General features: G+C 70.4%; 17 protein-coding genes. 11 read left to right on the top strand and 6 right to left on the bottom strand.

All coding sequences use genetic code 11. The features are described from left to right. Positions 1-23: 23 nt before the first annotated feature. The 10 genes from ACESMR_RS07275 to recJ all read left to right on the top strand — a co-directional run bounded on the left by ACESMR_RS07275 (position 24) and on the right by recJ (position 10,894). A complete protein-coding gene (locus ACESMR_RS07275) occupies positions 24-371 on the top strand; it encodes a helix-turn-helix domain-containing protein (protein WP_373046358.1) in 348 nt (115 codons plus the stop codon). Positions 372-466: 95 nt separating this feature from the next. Next, positions 467-1,075 carry a TetR/AcrR family transcriptional regulator gene (locus ACESMR_RS07270; RefSeq protein WP_373046357.1) on the top strand — a complete coding sequence of 203 codons (609 nt, stop codon included), beginning with the start codon at positions 467-469 and terminating at the stop codon, positions 1,073-1,075. Between the two features lie 22 nt (positions 1,076-1,097). Continuing rightward, entirely contained in the window at positions 1,098-1,877 is a 780-nt protein-coding gene (locus ACESMR_RS07265) for an enoyl-CoA hydratase-related protein (protein ID WP_373046355.1), read from the top strand. Then, complete coding sequence (locus ACESMR_RS07260; protein WP_373046354.1) at positions 1,877-2,755, top strand: 3-keto-5-aminohexanoate cleavage protein; 879 nt, start codon at positions 1,877-1,879, stop codon at positions 2,753-2,755. The genes ACESMR_RS07265 and ACESMR_RS07260 overlap by 1 nt, the downstream gene beginning before the upstream one ends. A gap of 52 nt (positions 2,756-2,807) precedes the next feature. Continuing rightward, positions 2,808-3,881 (top strand): 3-phosphoserine/phosphohydroxythreonine transaminase, encoded by a 1,074-nt coding sequence (gene serC, locus ACESMR_RS07255; RefSeq protein ID WP_373046353.1) that lies wholly within the window; start codon positions 2,808-2,810, stop codon positions 3,879-3,881. Between the two features lie 43 nt (positions 3,882-3,924). Next, positions 3,925-5,223 (top strand): adenylosuccinate synthase, encoded by a 1,299-nt coding sequence (locus tag ACESMR_RS07250; protein WP_373046351.1) that lies wholly within the window; start codon positions 3,925-3,927, stop codon positions 5,221-5,223. A 360-nt stretch (positions 5,224-5,583) separates the two neighbouring features. Further along, a complete protein-coding gene (yajC, locus tag ACESMR_RS07245) occupies positions 5,584-5,940 on the top strand; it encodes a preprotein translocase subunit YajC (RefSeq protein WP_373046349.1) in 357 nt (118 codons plus the stop codon). A 63-nt stretch (positions 5,941-6,003) separates the two neighbouring features. After that, positions 6,004-7,761: a protein translocase subunit SecD gene (gene secD, locus ACESMR_RS07240; RefSeq protein ID WP_373046347.1), complete on the top strand. Its 1,758-nt coding sequence runs from the start codon at positions 6,004-6,006 to the stop codon at positions 7,759-7,761. Between the two features lie 54 nt (positions 7,762-7,815). Further along, positions 7,816-9,066 carry a protein translocase subunit SecF gene (secF, locus tag ACESMR_RS07235; protein WP_373046346.1) on the top strand — a complete coding sequence of 417 codons (1,251 nt, stop codon included), beginning with the start codon at positions 7,816-7,818 and terminating at the stop codon, positions 9,064-9,066. Positions 9,067-9,193: 127 nt separating this feature from the next. Continuing rightward, positions 9,194-10,894 (top strand): single-stranded-DNA-specific exonuclease RecJ, encoded by a 1,701-nt coding sequence (recJ, locus tag ACESMR_RS07230; RefSeq protein WP_373046344.1) that lies wholly within the window; start codon positions 9,194-9,196, stop codon positions 10,892-10,894. Positions 10,895-10,975: 81 nt separating this feature from the next. On the opposite strand, the gene ACESMR_RS07225 is transcribed toward recJ, so the two are convergent. The 6 genes from ACESMR_RS07225 to ACESMR_RS07200 all read right to left on the bottom strand — a co-directional run bounded on the left by ACESMR_RS07225 (position 10,976) and on the right by ACESMR_RS07200 (position 16,809). Beyond that, positions 10,976-11,179, bottom strand: a complete 204-nt coding sequence (locus tag ACESMR_RS07225; protein WP_373046342.1) for a YHS domain-containing protein — start codon at positions 11,177-11,179, stop codon at positions 10,976-10,978. 295 nt (positions 11,180-11,474) lie between these two features. Next, complete coding sequence (locus ACESMR_RS07220; RefSeq protein WP_373046341.1) at positions 11,475-12,962, bottom strand: hypothetical protein; 1,488 nt, start codon at positions 12,960-12,962, stop codon at positions 11,475-11,477. A 173-nt stretch (positions 12,963-13,135) separates the two neighbouring features. Further along, positions 13,136-13,567: a cupin domain-containing protein gene (locus tag ACESMR_RS07215; RefSeq protein ID WP_373046339.1), complete on the bottom strand. Its 432-nt coding sequence runs from the start codon at positions 13,565-13,567 to the stop codon at positions 13,136-13,138. Positions 13,568-13,710: 143 nt separating this feature from the next. Further along, complete coding sequence (locus ACESMR_RS07210; protein ID WP_373046336.1) at positions 13,711-15,000, bottom strand: phospholipase D-like domain-containing protein; 1,290 nt, start codon at positions 14,998-15,000, stop codon at positions 13,711-13,713. A gap of 25 nt (positions 15,001-15,025) precedes the next feature. Beyond that, complete coding sequence (locus ACESMR_RS07205; protein WP_373046334.1) at positions 15,026-15,634, bottom strand: hypothetical protein; 609 nt, start codon at positions 15,632-15,634, stop codon at positions 15,026-15,028. Further along, entirely contained in the window at positions 15,631-16,809 is a 1,179-nt protein-coding gene (locus ACESMR_RS07200) for a hypothetical protein (protein WP_373046331.1), read from the bottom strand. The genes ACESMR_RS07205 and ACESMR_RS07200 overlap by 4 nt, the downstream gene beginning before the upstream one ends. 207 nt (positions 16,810-17,016) lie before the next feature. On the opposite strand from ACESMR_RS07200, the gene aspS reads away from it, so the two are divergent. Beyond that, on the top strand, positions 17,017-18,819 hold the full coding sequence (gene aspS, locus ACESMR_RS07195) for an aspartate--tRNA ligase (protein ID WP_373046329.1): 1,803 nt from the start codon (positions 17,017-17,019) through the stop codon (positions 18,817-18,819). Positions 18,820-18,878: the final 59 nt, after the last annotated feature.

Here is an 18,878-nt window from a genome sequence, read left to right as displayed (position 1 = left end):
CCGGGGGGAAACGGAAGCCCACCGTGAGCAACATCGTGAGCTCGGTCGGAAAAAGGGTCCGCCAGCTGCGAACGCAGGCCGGCATGACCCAGGAACGACTCGCCGAGCGTGCCGAAATCTCGGTTTCCTTTCTCTCGATGATCGAGCGCGGAGAGCGCTCGCCCCATCTGGAGACCCTCGAAAGGCTGGCACTCGGCCTCGAAGTACCCGTCGAAGCGCTGTTTCGCCCCGATACCGTGGCAGGTCCGCAGGGTGTGGCCATCGACAAGACCGACAGGAGCCGGGCGGCCGACGGCATCTACCGCCGGGGGGACAACCTCGAGGGGGGCCCGCTGCCCAGCGCCCGCGCCGTGGGGGACGACAAGGACTGACCCCTGGCTTGACCCACTCCGGGCACCGCCGTAGCCTCGTAGGACTCGTTGATTCGCCAATCGGTCAACCGGCCGATGGACGAAGCGGGGGGCGCGTGGGCGAGGCGATCGACACAGCAGCAGCAGACCGCCGCCGCGCGATCCTTCGCGCGGCGGTGGTCGTCTTCGCCGAGAAGGGCTACCACGGCTGCCGCATCGCCGACGTGGCCCAGGAGGCCGGGGTCGCCTACGGCCTCGTCTACCACTACTTCCGCAACAAGGAGGAGCTGCTCCACTCGGTCTTCGCCGAGGGCTGGAAGCGCTTCTCCTCCCGCCTCGCCGAGCTCACCGCTGCCGAGGTGCCGCTCCGCGAGAAGGTCGGCGCCATCGTCGACTTCGCCTTCGAGGCCTACCGCCACGACCCGCGGTCGATGCGCGTGCTCATCCTCGAGGTAGCCCGAACCCCGGCCTTCCGGGACAGCGCCAAGCGCACCGCCTTCGAGGACGCCATCGGCCTCACCGGGGATTTGATCGAGCGCGCCAGGGCCCGGGGCGAGGTCCGCGCCGGGATCGATTCCTACCTCGCCGCCTGCATCCTCTTCGGTGCGGTGGAGATCCTCCTCACCGCCTTCGTGCTCGGCCAGCTCGATCCCGAGAGCGATGCCGACGTGGCGCGGGCGAGAAGCACCGCCGTCGAGATCTTCGTCGGCGGGGTGGGGAGCTGAAGCAGCGCGCCGGGGGGAAACGATGGACGAGGCAGTCGTCACAGCGCGGCGGGGCGCAGCGCTCTGGATCACCATCAACCGGGCTGCCACCCGCAACGCCCTCACGCCGGAGGTCCTCGCGGGGATCGGTGACGCGCTCCTCCGGGCGGAGCGCGACGGGGCGATCCGCGCGGTGGTTCTCACCGGGGCAGGGGAGCGGGCCTTCTCCGCAGGTGGCGCCCTGGCGCCGCCCGATGGGGATGCGGGCTTCCTCGCGGTCCACGACCAGCGCCGCGCCTACGGCCTCCTCCTGCAGCGCTTCGCCGCCTCGCCCCTGCCCGTCGTCGCCGCGGTGAACGGCCACGCCCTCGCCGGCGGCATGGGCCTCGTCCTCGCCGCGGACCTCGCCGTCGCAGCGGAGGAGGCCGAGCTCGGCCTCACCGAGGTGAACCTCGGCCTCTTTCCCTACCAGGTGCTGGCGCTGCTGGTGCGCCACCTCGGCCGCAAGCAGGCGCTGGAGCTCGCGCTCACCGGCAGGCGCATCGTCGCCGCCGAGGCGCTCCGGCTCGGGCTCGTGAACCGCATCGTCCCCCGCAGCGAGCTGGAAGGCGCGGCGCAGGCGCTGGCGGAGGAGCTCGCAGCGAAGAGCCCGGCGGTCCTCGCCCTGGGCAAGCGCGCCTTCTACGCCACCGAGGACGCGGGGCTGCAGCAGGCGATCGAGCATCTCGCCGGGCAGCTCTCGCTCCACCTGCAGCTCGACGATGCGATGGAGGGCGTCGCCGCCTTCTTCGAGAAGCGCAAGCCGGAATGGAGGGGCCGCTGATGGAGAAGGTGATCGTGACCTGCGCGCTGACCGGCGCGCTCGCCAACCGCGACCAGTGCCCGGCGGTTCCCTATACGCCGGAGGAGATCGCCGAGGAGGCGCGCCGGGCGTACGAGGCCGGCGCCGCGGTGGTCCACATCCACGCCCGCGAGGACGACGGCTCGCCCTCCTGGTCGGTGGACGTCTTCCGCCGGATCAAGGAGGAGGTGAACCGCCGCTGCCCGGTGGTGGTGAATTTCTCCACCGGCGGCATGGGCCCGATGACCGAGCGGGTCGACCACATCCGGCAGGTGAAGCCGGAGATGGGCGCCCTCAACATGGGCTCGATGAACTACGCGAAGTACTCGCCGAAGCGGAAGGACTTCGTCTTCGAGCTGATCTTCGCCAACCCCTTCTCCGACATCACGGCCTACCTCGCCGCCATGAAGGAGGCGAACGTGAAGCCCGAGATGGAATGCTTCGATCTCGGCCACGTCACTTCGGCAGCGCCCCTGCTCGACATGGGGCTGCTCGTGCCGCCGCTGCAGTTCAGCTTCATCGTCGGCGTGCTCGGCGGCATCGACGCCTCCCCCGAGAACCTGATGCGGATGCGCGACTCGATCCCGAGCGGCTCGCATTGGGAGGTGATCGGGATCTCGAAGGGCCAGTGGCGGATGATCGCCGCGGCGCTCACCCTGGGCGGCAACATCCGGGTGGGGCTCGAGGACAACTTCTACCTCGACGCTGCGGGCAAGCAGATGGCCCGCTCCAACGGCGAGCTGGTGGAGAAGGCGGTGCGCATGGCCCGGGACGTGGGGCGCGAGCCCTGCACGCCGGACGAGGCCCGGGCGATCCTCGGCCTGCGGGACCCATGGGGCCTCGGGCCCCGCGATCCTTGACGCGCGGGGCCGTCGGGACTAGCTGATGCCTCTTTCGCCAGGAGGCCCATCCGTGCGGCTGCACAACTTCAACGCCGGTCCGTCGATCCTGCCCCTGCCCGTGCTCGAGGAGGTGAAGGCGAACCTCGTCGACCACCAGGGCCTCGGCCTCTCGGTGCTGGAGATGAGCCACCGCTCGCCTCCCTTCGAGGCGATCGTGGATCGGGCGAAGGGAACGCTGCGCCGCCTTCTCTCCCTGCCGGACGCCTACGAGATCCTATTCCTCCAGGGCGGGGCCTCGCTCCAATTCGCGATGGTGCCCCTGAACCTCGGCGCCGGCGGCGCCTACGTGAACACCGGCGTCTGGAGCCAGAAGGCGATCAAGGAGGCGCAGATCACCGGCTGCGCGCCGCAGGTGATCTGGAGCGACGAGGCCGGCGGATTTCGCCGGGTACCTGCGCCGGGTGAGAGGCTCGAGGTGCCCGCGGGCGCCCCCTACCTCCACTACACGAGCAACAACACCATCTTCGGCACCCACTTCAAACACGTGCCGGAGACCGACGCGCCGCTCGTCTGCGACATGTCGAGCGACTTCCTCGCTTCGCCCCACGACCCCACGCGCTTCTCGCTGGTCTACGCCGGCGCCCAGAAGAACGCGGGCCCCTCGGGCGTCACCATCGTGGTGGGCAGGCGGGACGTGCTTCGCACCTTCCGCGGCCCGGCGACCACGCCGACGATGCTGCGCTACCAGGTCCATGCCGAGGCGGACTCGCTCTACAACACGCCCTCCACCTTCGGGATCTGGGTCTGCGCGCTGGTCTTCGACTGGATCGAGGGCCTGGGCGGCCTCGAGGCGATGGGCCGCAGGAACGCGGAGAAGGCCAGGCTCCTCTACGACGTCATCGACCGGCGCTCCGATCTCTTCCGGGGCCACGCGGAGAAGCAGAGCCGCTCCCTGATGAACGTCACCTTCACCCTGCCCACTCCCGAGCTGGAGAAGCGCTTCCTGCAGGATGCGGAGCGCGCGGGCTGCATCGGCCTCAAGGGCCACCGCCTCGTCGGTGGGCTGCGGGCCTCGATCTACAACGCGATGCCGCGGGAGTCGGTGGAAGTCCTCGCCGACCTCATGGATCGCTGGCAGCCATGACCAATCGTGTTATGGTCCGCCGCCTTTTTGACGGAGCCGATTCATGCCGAACGTCGTAGTGGTCGGCGCCCAGTGGGGCGACGAGGGTAAGGGAAAGGTCGTCGACCTCTTCACCGAGCATGCATCGGTGGTGGTTCGCTACCAGGGCGGCAACAACGCCGGCCACACGCTCGTGGTGGGCGGCAAGAAGACGGTGCTGCACCTGATCCCGTCGGGCATGCTCCACGCGGGCAAGGTCTGCGTGATCGGCAACGGCGTGGTCGTCGACCCCGAGGTCCTCTGCCACGAGATCGACGGCCTGAAGACGAGCGGCTTCCTCCAGGACGACACGCAGCTGGTGATCGCCGAGGCAGCCCACGTGATCATGCCGTGGCACAAGCGGATCGATCTGCTCCGCGAGGGCGCCATGGGCGCCGCCAAGATCGGCACCACCGGCCGTGGCATCGGCCCCACCTACGAGGACAAGGTCGCGCGCCGCGGCGTGCGCGTCTACGACCTCGTCCGAATCGAGAAGCTGCGCAAGGCGGTGGAGCGGGCGCTTCCCGCTGCCAACGCGGAGATCGAGCGGCTGGGCGGCGAGGCCTTCACCGTGGACGAGATCGTCTCGGCCTACGGCAAGGCGGGCGAGCGGCTGAAGCGCTACGTGAAGGACGCCTCGCTCTACCTGTCGCAGCGGGCCCGCGAGGGCGCCCACATCCTCTTCGAGGGCGCGCAGGGCACGCTCCTCGACGTGGATCACGGCACCTATCCCTTCGTGACCTCGTCCAACACCGTCGCCGGCAACGCCGCGGTGGGCAGCGGCGTCGGTCCCTCCCTCATCGACGCGGTGGTGGGCATCACCAAGGCCTACACCACGCGGGTGGGCTCCGGTCCCTTCCCGACCGAGCTCACCGACGAGATGGGCGAGCGCCTCCGCGCTGCTGGCTCCGAGTTCGGGGCCACCACCGGCCGTCCCCGCCGCTGCGGCTGGCTCGACATGGTGGTGCTCCGCTACGCCGCCCGGGTGAACGGGCTCTGGGGCCTGGCGCTCACCAAGATGGACGTGCTCACCGGCTTCGAGGAGCTGAAAATCGCGGTGGCCTACGAGATCGACGGCGAGCGGGTGGAGGAGTTCCCCTGCGACGCCGAGATGCTCAACCGGGCCAAGCCGATCTACGAGACGCTTCCGGGCTGGGACGACTCGCTGGCCAATTGCCGCCGCTACGAGGAGCTGCCGCCCACGGCGCGGGCCTACGTGGAGCGGATCGAGCAGCTCTCGCAGGTGCCCGTCACCGCGGTGAGCGTGGGCGCAGACCGCCAGGAGACGATCCTCCGGCAGAATCCGTTCTTCGAGCGCCGGTAGGACAGAAATGTCGGGGTCCCGCCTCCTTTCCGAGGGAGGCGACAGGGCCACGGCACCTGATTTCGCGGACTTGGCGGAGCAGGGCCCATGGCCCGCCGCTTGCTCCATCCGCGGCTGGTGGCGGACCGAAACGTCTGCCGCCGGGAGAGGGGAAGGGCCGAGCGCTCCGTGCGTCTCGGCCCTTTTTTTGCGCTGGCGGCATGGGGCGGAAGAATCGGCTGTTCAGCGCGTCGAAAGCCCCCACACCCCGCGAAAACACGCAGTGATATCGGGCTCCACATGCCTTGTGGGGTCCAGTTGACTCGCGTATAACGCCGGGCCTTCGTGGGTGATCCAACCCTTGACGGGAACGGAGCAGACGTGATCGAGCAGATTCTGGGTGGCCTCATCGCACAGGCGGCACCCGAAGGCGGCGCCGCCGGTGGCCTCATCTCCATGCTGCCGATCCTGCTGATGTTCGGCGTGATCTACTTCCTGATGATCCGCCCCCAGCAGAAGCAGGCGAAGCAGCACCGCACCTACATCGACTCGCTGAAGGCGGGGGACGAGGTGGTGACCCAGTCCGGCATCTTCGGCCGGATCGTCGCCATCGCCGACCCGGCCGTGACCCTCGAGATCGCACGCGACGTGAAGATCCGGGTGCTCAAGAGCCAGATCGCCGGCCCGCAGCCCGGCACGGCGGCCGAGGCCTCGACCGCGGTTTCCGCGAAGAAGTAATCGACTCGAATGCGCAACCTCCGCCCGGAGCCGAGGGGCCCGGGGGGGCCGCGCGAGGTACGCATGGAACGCAGCTGGTACGTGCGGCTGGGGTTGGTGCTGGCGGTGGTGCTTGGCGCCGTCTACCTCCTCATTCCGACCTTCGTCTATTTCTCGCTGCCGCAGGAGACCCGCAACGACGCGGCGACCTTCGAGGCAGCCCTCCCGTCCTGGGCGCCGAAGAAGCGCATCAACCTCGGCCTCGATCTCCAGGGCGGCGTCCACCTCGTGATGGGCGTCGACCTGCAGAAGGCCGTGCAGGACAAGGTGGTCCGCCGGGCGGACGAGCTGCGCAGCTGGGCGACGGAGCAGAAGCTCTCCTTCCAGTCGATCAAGGCGGAGCCGCAGGACGAGTTGGTCCGGATCACCTTCGCCGACGAGGCGAGCGCGGATGCCTTCGAGGCAGCTGCTTCCGAGTATTTCAACGACATGAGCCAGCGCTCGGGCGGCACCGAGAGCACCTGGGCGTTCACCGACCAGTCGATCGCTGCCTACAAGGAGAGCGCGGTCGATCAGGCGCTGCGCACCATCCGCAACCGCGTCGACAAGTGGGGCGTCTCCGAGCCCACCATCGCCAAGCGCGGCGAGGACGGCATCCTCGTGCAGCTGCCGGGCTTCAAGGATCCCGAGGCTGCCAAGGACCTGCTCGGTCGCACCGCCCAGCTCCAGTTCAAGATCGTCGCCGACGACCAGGGCGCGAACCTGGTCGAGACCCTCGGGCCGCCGCCGGAGGGCGTCACCCTCGGCAGCGACGGCTACCAGACCTACCTGCAGTCCACCGACCGCGTGGCCCTCTCCAACTTCGTCGCCGGCAAGGCGCCGGAGGGGCTCGAGTTCGCCATCGGCAGGGCCGAGACCCGCACCAACGCCCCCGGCGCGCCGGTGGTCTACCGCACCTACGTGCTCAACTCGAAGGTGGAGCTCACCGGCGACAAGCTCACCGACGCCCGGCCGCTCCTCGATCAGTCGGGCCTCGGCGGCGGCAAGCCCTACGTCGGCCTCACCTTCGACACCGAGGGCGCGCAGGCCTTCGAGCGCATCACCGGCGACAACATCGGCAAGCGCCTCGCCATCGTCCTCGACGACACCGTCGACTCGGCCCCGGTGATCCAGTCGCGCATCGCCGGCGGCAACGCGCAGATCACCCTCGGCGGCAACAAGAGCTACAACGAGCTCCTCGCCGACGCGAACGAGCTCTCGCTGGTGCTCCGCTCCGGCGCGCTCCCCGCGCCCGTCTCGATCCTCGAGGAGCGCTCGGTGGGTGCGTCCCTCGGGCCCGAGCTGATCCGCAAGGGCTCCATCGCCGCGGTGATCGGCCTCGCCCTCGTCGTGCTCTTCATGGCGATCTACTACCGCCTCGCCGGGCTCATCGCCGACGTGGCGCTGGTGCTCAACGGCGTGCTGGTCCTCGCGATCCTCGCGGTCTTCGGCGCCACGCTCACGCTCCCCGGCATCGCCGGCTTCATCCTCACCCTCGGCATGGCGGTGGACGCCAACGTGCTCATCAACGAGCGCATCCGCGAGGAGGTCCGCGCGGGCCGCACCGCCAAGGCCGCCGTCGAGAACGGCTACGGCAAGGCCTTCTGGACCATCTTCGACGCCAACGTCACCACGCTCATCGCTGCGGTCGTGCTCCTGCAGTACGGCACCGGCCCGATCCGCGGCTTCGCGGTGACGCTCATCATCGGCCTGCTCTGCTCGATGTTCACGGCCATCGTCGTCACCCGCGTCCTCGTCGACGCCCGGGTGCGTGGCCGCGCGGGCGAGGCGCTCTCGGTCTGATCCTGGTTTGAACGCGCGGGTCGCTTCGGCAGGGCCCGCGCTTCGGAGTCTCGAATGGAATTCGTCAAGCCGGGAACCAACATCGACTTCCTGGCCAAGCGCAAGCTGGCACTCACCGTCTCGACGGTGCTGGTCGCGCTCATCTGGATCCTCGTCCCCTTCCGTCTCAACCTCGGCGTGGACTTCGCCGGCGGCACCGAGATCGAGGTGAAGTTCGACGAGTCGGTCTCCGCCACCGACGTGCGCAAGCGCATCGAGGAGGCGGGCTTCGTCGACGCGAGCGTGCAGCGCTTCGGCTCCGAGGAGGAGAACAGCTTCCTCGTCCGCGTGGAGCGCATCTCGATCCTCACGCCCGAGCAGGCCACGGCGGTCCGCTCCGGCCTCGAGCAGGCGCTGCAGCCCTACGGCGTGCAGGCGATCATCTTCGACGAGAACGTCGGCGACCGGATCGACGTGCGCACCGAGAAGCCGGTGCCCCTCGCGGCGCTGCGCACCGCGGTGACAGCCGTCGAGGGCGTCTCCCTGCGCGAGGGCGAGGAGGCGGTCCGCGACCTCACCCGCGGCAACCAGCCCTCCTACCAGGTCCTGACCCAGGGCCTCGCCGACAAGGTGAGCGGAACACTGGAGCAGGCCTTCGGCGAGGACAAGGTCGAGATCCGCCGCGTCGAGTACGTGGGCCCGCAGGTCGGCGAGCAGCTGCGCAACCGCGGCATCATGGCGGTGCTGCTCTCGATGGGCGCGATCCTTCTCTACATCGCCTTCCGCTTCCAGCCGAAGTTCGCGCCCGGCGGCATCATCGCCCTCTTCCACGACCTCTCGATCGTGATGGGCTACTACGTGGTGACCGGCGCCGAGTTCAACCTCACCTCGATCGCCGTGCTCCTCACCATCGTCGGCTACTCGATCAACGACACCATCGTGATCTTCGACCGCGTCCGCGAGATCGAGAGCCACAAGACCGGCAAGCCGCTCTACGACGTGCTCAACCAGGCCAACAACGAGGTGCTCGCGCGCACCATCGTCACCTCGCTGGTGACGGCGCTCTCGCTCCTCGGCCTGCTGGTCTTCGCCGGCGGCACCAGCCTCTGGGACTTCGCCGCAGCGATGCTCGTCGGCCTCGTCGCCGGTACCTACTCGACCATCTGGATCGCGGGTCCCTTCGCGCTCTGGCTGGACAAGTGGTTCCAGGCCCGCGAGGCGGAGCAGAAGGCCCGGGAGGCGCGCCTCGCCGCGGTCGACCAGGAGAGCCCGCCGACCCCGCCCAAGCCGCGGGGCGGCAAGCGGAACCGCGCCCACGCCGAGTGATCGGCAGGGCATGAGGCACGAGGCCGGCTGGGGTGACCCGCCGGCCTCGTGCCGTTCCTGGGGGGCGTTGCGTCTGCGGCCGGACCTTCGTGCCCCGGGACGGGGGGAGGTCGTCTACAATGGGCCGATGCGTTGGGAGCTGCAGCCGGAAGCAGAAGGGGCGGCGTCGCTTGCGGCGGCGCTCGGGTGTCATCCGCTCGTCGCGCAGGTGCTCTGGCGCCGCGGCGTGCAGAGCGCCGAGGACGCGGACCGCTTCCTGAAGCCGACGCTGGCGGACCTGCCCGATCCCGCGCTGCTCAAGGGGATCGAGCCCGCGGTGGAGCGGATCGTCCGGGCGCTCGAGACGGGGGAGCGGATCACCGCCTACGGCGACTACGACGTGGACGGCGTCACCTCGACCACGCTGCTCGTCGCCTTCCTCCGGGCCTGCGGCGCCGACGTCGATTACTACGTGCCCCACCGCCTCGCCGAAGGCTACGGCCTCAACCTCGACGCGGTGGCAAGGCTGGCGGCGCGCGGCACGCGCCTGCTCGTCACCCTCGATTGCGGGGTCACCGCGGTGGCGGAGATCGACGAGGCGATCCGTCTCGGCGTCGAGGTGGTCGTGGTCGATCACCACACCACGCCGGCGGAGCTGCCCCGGGCCACGGCGATCCTCAACCCCTGGCAGCCCGGCTGCACCTATCCCACGCGGCACCTCTGCGCGGTGGGCGTCACCTTCCTGCTCTGCGCGGCGCTCCGTCGCGCCCTGCGGGATCGGGGCTTCTTCGCAGGCGGGCGCCGCGAGCCCAACCTCAAGTCCTTCCTCGATCTCGTGGCGGTGGGCACCGTCGCCGACGTGGTGCCCCTCACCGCCGCCAACCGCCTCCTCGTCCGGAGCGGTCTCGAGGTGCTGGCCCGCACGCCGCGCCACGGCCTGCGCGCCCTCAAGCGCGTCGCCGGCCTGCCGGTGGAGGGGCCGATCACCGCCGGGCAGATCGGTTTTCGCCTCGGGCCCCGGATCAACGCCGCCGGCCGCCTCGACGACGCGGGCCGGGCGGTGGAGCTGCTGCTCTGCGAGGATCCGGTCCGGGCCGACGCGCTGGCCCGCGAGCTCGACGCAGCCAACGCCGAGCGGCAGGGGCTCGAGCGGGCCATCTCCGACGAGGCGCTCGCGATGGCGAGGGCGCGGCCCGACGCGAAGGGGCTCGTCCTCTGGGGCGAGGGCTGGCACCCGGGCGTGGTGGGGATCGTCGCCTCCCGCATCGTCGAGAAGACCCACCGGCCGGTGGTGGTGATCGGCGTCGATCCCGCGACGGGGATCGGCAAGGGCAGCGGCCGCTCGATCGAGGCCTTCCATCTCTACGACGCGCTCGCGACCTGCTCGCAGCACCTGGTGCGCTTCGGCGGCCACAAGCACGCAGCCGGCGTCACCATCGAGCGCGACGCGCTCCCCGCCTTCGCCGAAGCCTTCGAGCGCTTCGCCGCCGCGCGCCTCGCACCCGAGGATCTCGTCCCGCGCTGCAGGATCGACGGGGAGCTCGACACCGCGGAGATCGCACCGGCCTTCTGCGAGTCGCTGGAAATGCTCGCGCCCTTCGGCGCCGGCAACCCCGAGCCGGTCTTCTCGCTCCGCCACGTGAACGCGAGGGGCAGGGTGGTGGGCGAGAAGCACCTCAAGCTCACCCTGCCCGATGCGCCCTTCGTCGACACCATCGGCTTCGGCCTGGGCGAGCGGCTGCCCGAGCTCGCGGGCAGCGTCGATCTCGCCTTCACCATGGCCTTCGACGAATACCGCGGCGAGCGGCGGCTCCAGCTCAAGCTGCGCCACCTGCGCGCCGCAGGTTGAACGCCAAAAGAGAACGGCCCCGCGGTGGCGGGGCCGTCTCCCATGCTCACGCTGCGATCCCGCTCCGCCTTCGGCCGTGCGTCAGGCCATGCCCCAACGCACGCGGCCGGAGGTGAGCAGCGCGCCCACGCGCGCCAGCTCGTGGAGGCGGATGCGCTCCGCCTCCCTGCCGAACGCCGCTTTGCAGCGCGCCGAGCAGAAGTAGTACTTGCGCCGCTTGTATTCGGTGTGCGGGCTGCCGTCGTTCGGGTCGAGCTTCTTGCCGCAGATCGGATCGTAGAGCATCGCCGCCCATCTCCCTGTAGCCAACCCCGCGAAGGCCCGAAGCGTCACCAACCCACTCCGACACCAACCAGCCGCTCCGGGCCTTCGGGGGCCCCACTTCCGTGGACCTCGCCGCCGCCGCCACGACCCCGCAACTTCCGGGGTCCCACCTTCCGCCTTTCTCTGATTGCAACCGCGGGGCCAGCGCCCCTCCTGCCTCTCGCCTGCCTTTCCGGCCCTCCTGCCGCGGTTGGGAAAAAGGCTTCCTGTCTCGATTACCGTCTCGCCGCAGCCGGGGGCTTTCGGAACTACCGATTCACTGCCGGACCTCCACCCGCAGGCTGGCGACGCCTGCGCGCCGCGGGGTTTCGTCGTCCCGCGCGGTGAGCTCCACGTCGAGGCTGCTGCCGGGGGCAGCGGCAGGATCGACCTCGAGGGTCACCGTGCCTGCGGCGATCGGCGCATCGCCCAGGGGCACGAGGCTTCCGTCCACCCGCAGCTCGAGCTGGGTGGCGCCCTTCGTGGTCCAGCCGATCGCGAAGGATTCGCCGGGCCGCACCGCAGCGGGCCCTTCGATGGCCACGTCCGGCCGCACGCCGAGGAGGAGCTGCCTGCTCGCGTTCCTGCCGCCCCCGCTGGCGACCAGGGTGTAGCGGGTGGAGTCCGCCGGTTGCACGAGCGCCGACACGTCCGCCGGGGCCACGGGCAGCTCGCCGCTGCCGCTGGTGCCGGCCCAGGTGATCACCACCTCGTCGGCCTGGGTGACCTCCCAGCGGATCGTGGTGCTGCCGCCGCTGGCGATCTCGCGCTCGTCCGCCGTGAAGGAGAGGACCGCCGGCCCGGGGTGGACCGCCACGACGATGCGGGCGTCGGCGCAGCCGGTGTCGTCGCAGCGTTCGGTGATCACCTCGCCGTCCCGCGAGATGCCGACGAAGGCGAAGCTCGTGTCGCGGGTGATCTGCACCGTGCGGCTCCCTGCAGCGAGCTCCGCCTCGCCGATGTCGTCGATGGTCTCGCCGGCGTCGTCGCGGAGGATGGTGAGGCGCTCCAGCCCCACGCTCGTCCAGGAGAGGGTGACCGGTTCACCCACCGCAGCCTGCGGCGGATCCGCGGCGATCGAGGTGAGGAACGCCTCGCCCCGCAGCGGCACGGAGATCTCGGCTGCAGCCGTCTTGCCTTCGGCATCCTCCACCTCGAGGCGGTAGAGGGTGGAGACGGACAGACCGCTGTCGACCACGGAGCCGGAACGCGCGGCTGCATCGGCGAACGTGCCCAGCTGCCGCGTCTCCCCACCGCCGATCGGCGTCGCGCTCACCCGCGCCTGCTCCGCGCCTGCGGTGGTCCAGGCCAGGGTGACGGTGGCGCCCGGATCGATGCTCTCCGGATCGCTGGTGAAGCGGAGGATCTGCAGCCCCTGCTCGGCGACGCGGAGGCGCAAGCTCCTCGAGTCGGTGCGGCCGGCGCCATCCCAGGCGACGAGGCGGTAATCGACCTCGCCGATCTTCCAGGTGGAGCATTCGGTCGAAGCGCAACGCTCGCTCGCTGCCCCGGGGTTCTCGCCGGAGAAGGACGCGATGGTCTTCTCGTTGGCGGTGAGCTCGATCCGCCGGACGTCGCCGCTCGCCTTCCAGCGGAAGTGGAGCGCGGACTTCGGGCCCACCTGGACGAGCCCGCCCCGGTCGTCGGCGGGCGGCTCCGCCCGCTCGAGCTCGAAGGAATCGATCCGGACGTCGGGCCCATCCTCGCCGGCGCAGGCGGCGGCGCCCAGCAGCAGCGCCGCCAGCGTCACCCTCGCGATCGCCATGCTTCCTCCCGTGCGCATCGGGCGCTTCGTCGAGCGCGCGGATGCAGCAAAAAGCGGGGGAATCTAGCGGTCGCTCGCTTCGGGCAACAAGGCGGCGGGGGCCCCCCGGGCCGCAGCCGCGGGCGGGGACTCGCCCGCCGCGCGGACCGTGGCTATCCGGGGACCGGAAGCGATCAGTAGTTGCTGCCGCCGTAGCCGCCGCCACCGCCGCCACCGCCGATTCCGCCGCCCCAGCCCCCGGGCGTTCCGCCCGCGTGGGTCTCGGTAGCGGCGCGGGCCTCCTCGCGGTTCTCCGCGGGATAGGCCGGCGGGCCATAGACGTTGAGCATGGTGGCCGAGCGGCGCCCCATCACGCGGAGCTTGTGGGTCGTCGCCGCGGGGATCACCGCCACTTCACCGGCGCGCAGCTCGCGCTTCTCGTCGCCGACGGTGAGCTCGATCCGCCCCTCGACCATGTAGATCACCTGGTCGGAGTCGGTGTGGCCTTCCTCGTTGCTGGTGGTGCCACCCGGGGGCAGCGTCATCATCGCGAGCTGGGTGCGGTCGGTGGTCTTCAGGACCTTGAAGCGCTCGCCCTTCTCCTGGTGCACGTCGATGTGGATCACGGAGCCTCTCCCCTTCCTTCCGGCGCGTTCCTACCCGCCCGGCCACGGCCCAAGCACACGGGGCCCATGTCATGTGCAGAAGGTAGGCAAGCGCACCACGCTCGCCTACCGGCCTCCCACCCGCTCGGGCTACCTGTTCGGAGCTATAGCCACGCGCGGAAGAAGTAGAAGAAGCGCTCCGGCAGCCGCCACCAGCGCGGGCGGCGGCGCCAGCTCTCGAGATCGATCCGGTCGCAGCGGCCGAGGTCCTCGAGGAACATGCGCTCGATCTCACCGGCCACCCGGCGATCGGGGATCACCGCGGTGACCTCGAGGTTGTAGCGGAGCGATTGGGTATCGAGGTTGTACGTTCCCACCGTGCACCAATTGCCGTCGATCACCGCGGTCTTGGCGTGGAACATCGGCTGGCACCAGTGGTGGATCTCGACCCCCCAGGTGAGGAGCTTCTCGTAGGTGGCGCGGGAGGCCCACTGCACCGAGGCGATGTCCGACTGGCCGGGCAGGAGCAGCGCCACCCGCACGCCCCGGCGCCGCGCCCATTTGAGGCTGCGCAGGATCGCGTGGTCGGGGACGAAGTAGGGGTTGGCGATGAAGATGTAGCGGCGCGCCTTGTCGATGGCGTAGCGGTAGGTCTTGCGGATCGCCCGGCGCCTGCCGAACTCGCGGTTGCCGACGATGGCCACCGGCACGCCGTCGCCGTCCGCCTCCGTGCCGAATTCCGTTTCCGCGGAAAGGCTCGCCGCCCCGGTTGGGGCAAAGGCCGTTTCCGCGGAAAGGCTCGCCGCCCCTGTAGGGGGCAGGGGCCCGCCCATCGGCGCCAGGGCGAGGTCGCTGCGCTGCCGTCGTACCTCTCGGTCCCAGACCTCCCGGAAGAGCAGGTCGAGGGCGCGGGCGGCGGGACCGCCGATCCGGACCATGGTGTCGCGCCAGCCGCGGCCGCCCCGGTCCACCTCCGCCCAGTCGTCGCCGATGTTGATGCCGCCGGTGAAGCCCACCGCCTCGTCGATCACCAGCAGCTTGCGGTGATCGCGCCGCGGCCAGCCCCAGCCCTGGCGCCAGGGAAAGAGCGGCCGGTACCCGATGACCCGGACGCCGTTGGCAGCCATCCAGTCGAAGATCCAGGGGTGGGTCCGCCAGGAGCCGAGGCTGTCGTAGAGGAGCGCGACCTCGACGCCCCGGGCCGCAGCCCCGGCGAGGGCCTCGGCGAACTGCCGGCCGGTCCCGTCGTCGTTGAAGATGTACATCTCGAGGTGGACCGAGCGCCGCGCTGCGGCGATCGCCTCGAGCATGGCGGGAAAGGCCTCGCGCCCGTCGCGCAGCACCTCCACCGCGTTGCCGTGGGCGGGGGTGTTGACGGGCGGGCAATAGGCGAGGGCGCTCCGGTCGGGCGCCCTTGCTGGTCGGCCTGTCTGTGGGGAGAGCGGCGGTGCCACGCGGGCAACCTAAGCACGCTGCCCGTCAGAAGGCCGCCCCGAGTCCGAGGCCCAGGGCGAGGTCCGCGTTCGGGCCGCGGTGGAGGCGCAGCGCCTCGAGGCGGGCGGTGAAGCCGAGCCCCGTGTCGCCGTGGCCGATGGCGAGGCCGAGGCCGTAGACGCCGCCGGCCTGGAGGCCGGAGACGCCCTTCTCCTGCGGGGGGATCCCCTGCTCCAGCGCCACCGGATCCGCCACCAGGTAGCTCGTCCCCGCCAGCGTCGCCGCGGGACCGCCGGTGAGGTAGGGGGCGAGGCGCATCACCTCGAAGGGGCGCCACCCCAGCTCCCAGCCGAGCTGGACCGGGAGGGCGAAGCTGTGGAGCGAGCGCTGCACCTGCACCGCCGACGTCCCGGCGGTGTGGCCGCCGCCGTACCAGAGCAGCCCGATGCCCAGCTGCAGCCCTTCCGGCAGGCCCAGGAGGGGATGGAGCGCGAGGCCCGCCCTGGCGCCCCAGGCGAGCTCCTCGTCGAAGAGGCTGCCCTGCGGGTCGTCGCGGAGGACGACGGCGCCGGCGCCTTCGATCGACCAGAGGCGCTGGGCGCCGGCGGCAGCAGGCAGGAGGAGCGCGGCGAGGAGGAGAAGCCGGACGATCATCCGCACTCCCCGTTGGCGGCGACGTCGTCGCACAGCCCCTCGAGCTCCGCGGCCGTGAGGGCGAGGCGGTCCATCCACGCGGCGCAGAGGGCGCGGCGGGTGGGCTCGTCGCCTGCCGCGTCGATGACGGCCCGGGCGACGATCCGGAAGCTGCCGAAGATGCTGCCGTCCCGGTCGCTCTCGAGCACGGCGCCGAGGCTCCTCGATCCGCTGGCCCGGTAGGAGCGGAGGAGCGTGTCCATCACCTGGTCGTAGCTCGTCCCCTCGTCCCGTGCGGCCCGGTAGAGGGCGCCGGCGAGCACCGTGCCCACCTCGTACTGCCGCCTGCTCCAGTATCTGTCCTGGTCGGCTTCGGAGAGGGGAGCGGTGCGGGCGAGCTCCGTCTCGTAGGCCGACTGCGAGTAGCAGTGGCGCTTGCGCACGAAGCGGTCGGGATCGCGGGAGTCGCCCAGCATCGAGAGCGAGTGGTGGGTGAAGCGCGGATCGCCGGTGACGCCCACCGCCCAGGCGTCGGCGAAGCCCTCCTCGATGATCCCCACCATCCGGTAGCCGGCCTGCTGGGCGCACCGGCCGGTCGGGCACCAATCCACGCTGTAGGCGGGGAACCAGCTGCCGTCGAAGACCTCGGCGTGGAAGATCCCGTGGCCGTATTCGTGGGCCACCACCCCCTGGTTCATCGCCAGCGGAACTTCCTGGAGCCGGTCGAAGGGGTAGAGGAGGAAGGAGCGCAGCAGCGGGAACCAGCCGGCGTTGTCCACCTGGCGGCCCGGATCGGCGCCCTGCAGGTGCACGTCGGGGAAGTAGTAGAAGGGCGCGCCCCGGAGCTTCTCGGGCGCGAGGCCGCGGGCCAGCGCGTAGAGCCGCGCCTGCTCGAAGTTGTAGTAGGCGGTGGCGAGGTTGAGCGAGTGGAAGTCCGCCGGGTAGAGGACGCCGTCCTGCTCCAGGAATTGGACCTCGACCGGGCTGCCGGCGTCCTCGAGGACCGCGTCCCGGAACTGCTTCTCGGTCTCGACGTGGGCGAGCCTTCCGCCGTCGACGATGATCTCGGCGTTGCCGATGGGCGTGGCGGCCTCACCCCGCATCGCCTCCACGTCGGTGAGGGTGGTGATCGTGGCCTCGCGCAGCTCGTAGACCCCGCTGTCGGGGTTCCACTGCAGCACGGCCATGTCGATCACCCCCGCCTCGGGGGCGCAGGTGGCGAGAGCCAACGGAAGAAGTGCTAAGGCCTTGCGTCGCACGGAAAAGCACCGTAGCACGGTCGGTCGGCACTTCGGCAGCCTCCCGACCCCTGCAAAACGACCGGGCGGTGCCTTTCGTGTCGGGACCGGCTGCCCTGCGGCCGGTTTCACTCTCAGGCAACTCTCTTCCTTTCGGGGGACTTCGTGTCGACCTCCGCGTTCCTGTCCCAGCACCAGCGCACCCACCTCTGCGGCCAGCTCCGCGATTCCGACGTCGGCAACGAAGTCGTGCTCTACGGCTGGGTCCACAACCGCCGCGACCACGGCGGCGCGGTCTTCATCGATCTGCGCGACCGGGACGGCATCACCCAGGTGGTCTTCGAGCCGGATGCCGGCGAGGCCCACCAGCTCGCCCACCAGCTCCGCCTCGAGTACGTGCTGGGTGTGGTCGGCAAGGTCGTCTCCCGCGGCAGCAACGTGAACCCGAAGATGAAGACCGGCGCCATCGAGGTGAAGGCGTCGCGGCTGCAGATCTTCAATCCGGCGACGCCGCCGCCCTTCCTCATCGAAGACGGCATCGACACCAACGAGGAGCTGCGGCTCAAGTACCGCTTCCTCGATCTGCGCCGGCCGGAGATGCAGGAGACCTTCATCTTCCGCCACAAGGTCAACCAGGCGGTGCGCAACTTCCTCTCGAGCCGGGGCTTCCTCGAGATCGAGACGCCGTTCATGGTGCGCTTCACGCCGGGCGGCGCCCGCAACTTCCTCGTGCCCTCGCGCCTCAACCCGGGGCGCTTCTACGGCCTCGCCGAGAGCCCGCAGATCTTCAAGCAGCTCTACATGGTCGCGGGCTTCGATCGGTACTTCCAGATCGTGAAGTGCTTCCGCGACGAGGATCTGCGCGGCGATCGGCAGCCGGAATTCACCCAGATCGATCTCGAGATGTCCTTCGCCCAGGAGAAGGACGTGCAGGAGGTGGTCGAGGGGCTCTTCGCGTCGATCTGGCGCGAGGCGCTGGGGCAGGAGCTCAAGCTGCCGATCCCGCGGATGAGCTACGACGAGGCGATGTCCCGCTACGGCGTGGACAAGCCCGACACCCGCTTCGGCCTCGAGCTGGTCGACGTGACCGAGATCGTGCGCGGGGCGAACGGCGGCGGCGTGCCCTTCTTCGCCCAGGCGGTGGGCGAGGGCGGGATCGTCAAGCTGCTCTCGATCCCCGGCGGCGGCGGGATGAGCCGCGCCGAGATCGACAAGCTCGAGGACGTGGCGAAGAGCTTCGGCGCGAAGGGCCTCGCCCGCGCCAAGGTCGCCGCCGGTGGCGAGTGGACCCAGTCGCCGCTCACCAAGACCATCGACGCGGGGCTGCGGGCGAAGATCAACGAGGCCGCCGGGGCGAAGGAGGGCGACGTCCTCCTCTTCCAGTTCGGCAAGCCGAAGCAGGTCAACGGCGTGCTCGGGCAGATGCGCGTACAGCTCGGCAAGAAGCTCGGCCTCATCCCCGAGGGGCGCCACGATCTGCTCTGGGTGGTCGACTTCCCGCTCTTCGAGTTCTCCGACGAGCAGAACACCTGGGTCGCCTCGCACCACCCCTTCACCGCGCCGCTGCCGGAGCACGTGGAGCACATGACCAGCGATCCGGGCCGGGTGAAGGCCCGGGCCTACGACCTCGTCCTCGACGGCAACGAGGTGGGCGGCGGCTCGATCCGCATCCACGACTCGGAGACGCAGGCGAAGGTCTTCGAGGCGCTGGGGATCAGCCCGGAGGAGCGCCGGAACAAATTCGGCTTCCTCCTCGACGCGCTCGCCTACGGCGCCCCGCCGCACGGCGGCCTCGCGGTGGGCATGGACCGGCTGATCATGCTGCTCACCGGCAAAGAGTCGATCCGCGACGTGATCCCCTTCCCGAAGACGAAGATGGGGACGGATCTGATGACGGGCGCGCCCGGCGACGTGAGCGACAAGCAGCTGCGCGAGTTGCACGTGAAGGCGACGGTGCAGCCGGAGTAATCGTCGGCGCCTGCTGATCGAGAACGCCCGCCCGGCCGTGTGCCGTGGCGGGCGTTTTG

Origin of the sequence: Vulgatibacter sp. (genome assembly GCF_041687135.1) — a bacterium.
GTDB lineage: Bacteria > Myxococcota > Myxococcia > Myxococcales > Vulgatibacteraceae > JAWLCN01.
The sequence above is the reverse complement of the archived record's forward strand: the minus strand, read 5'-3'. Positions and strand labels throughout refer to the sequence as shown.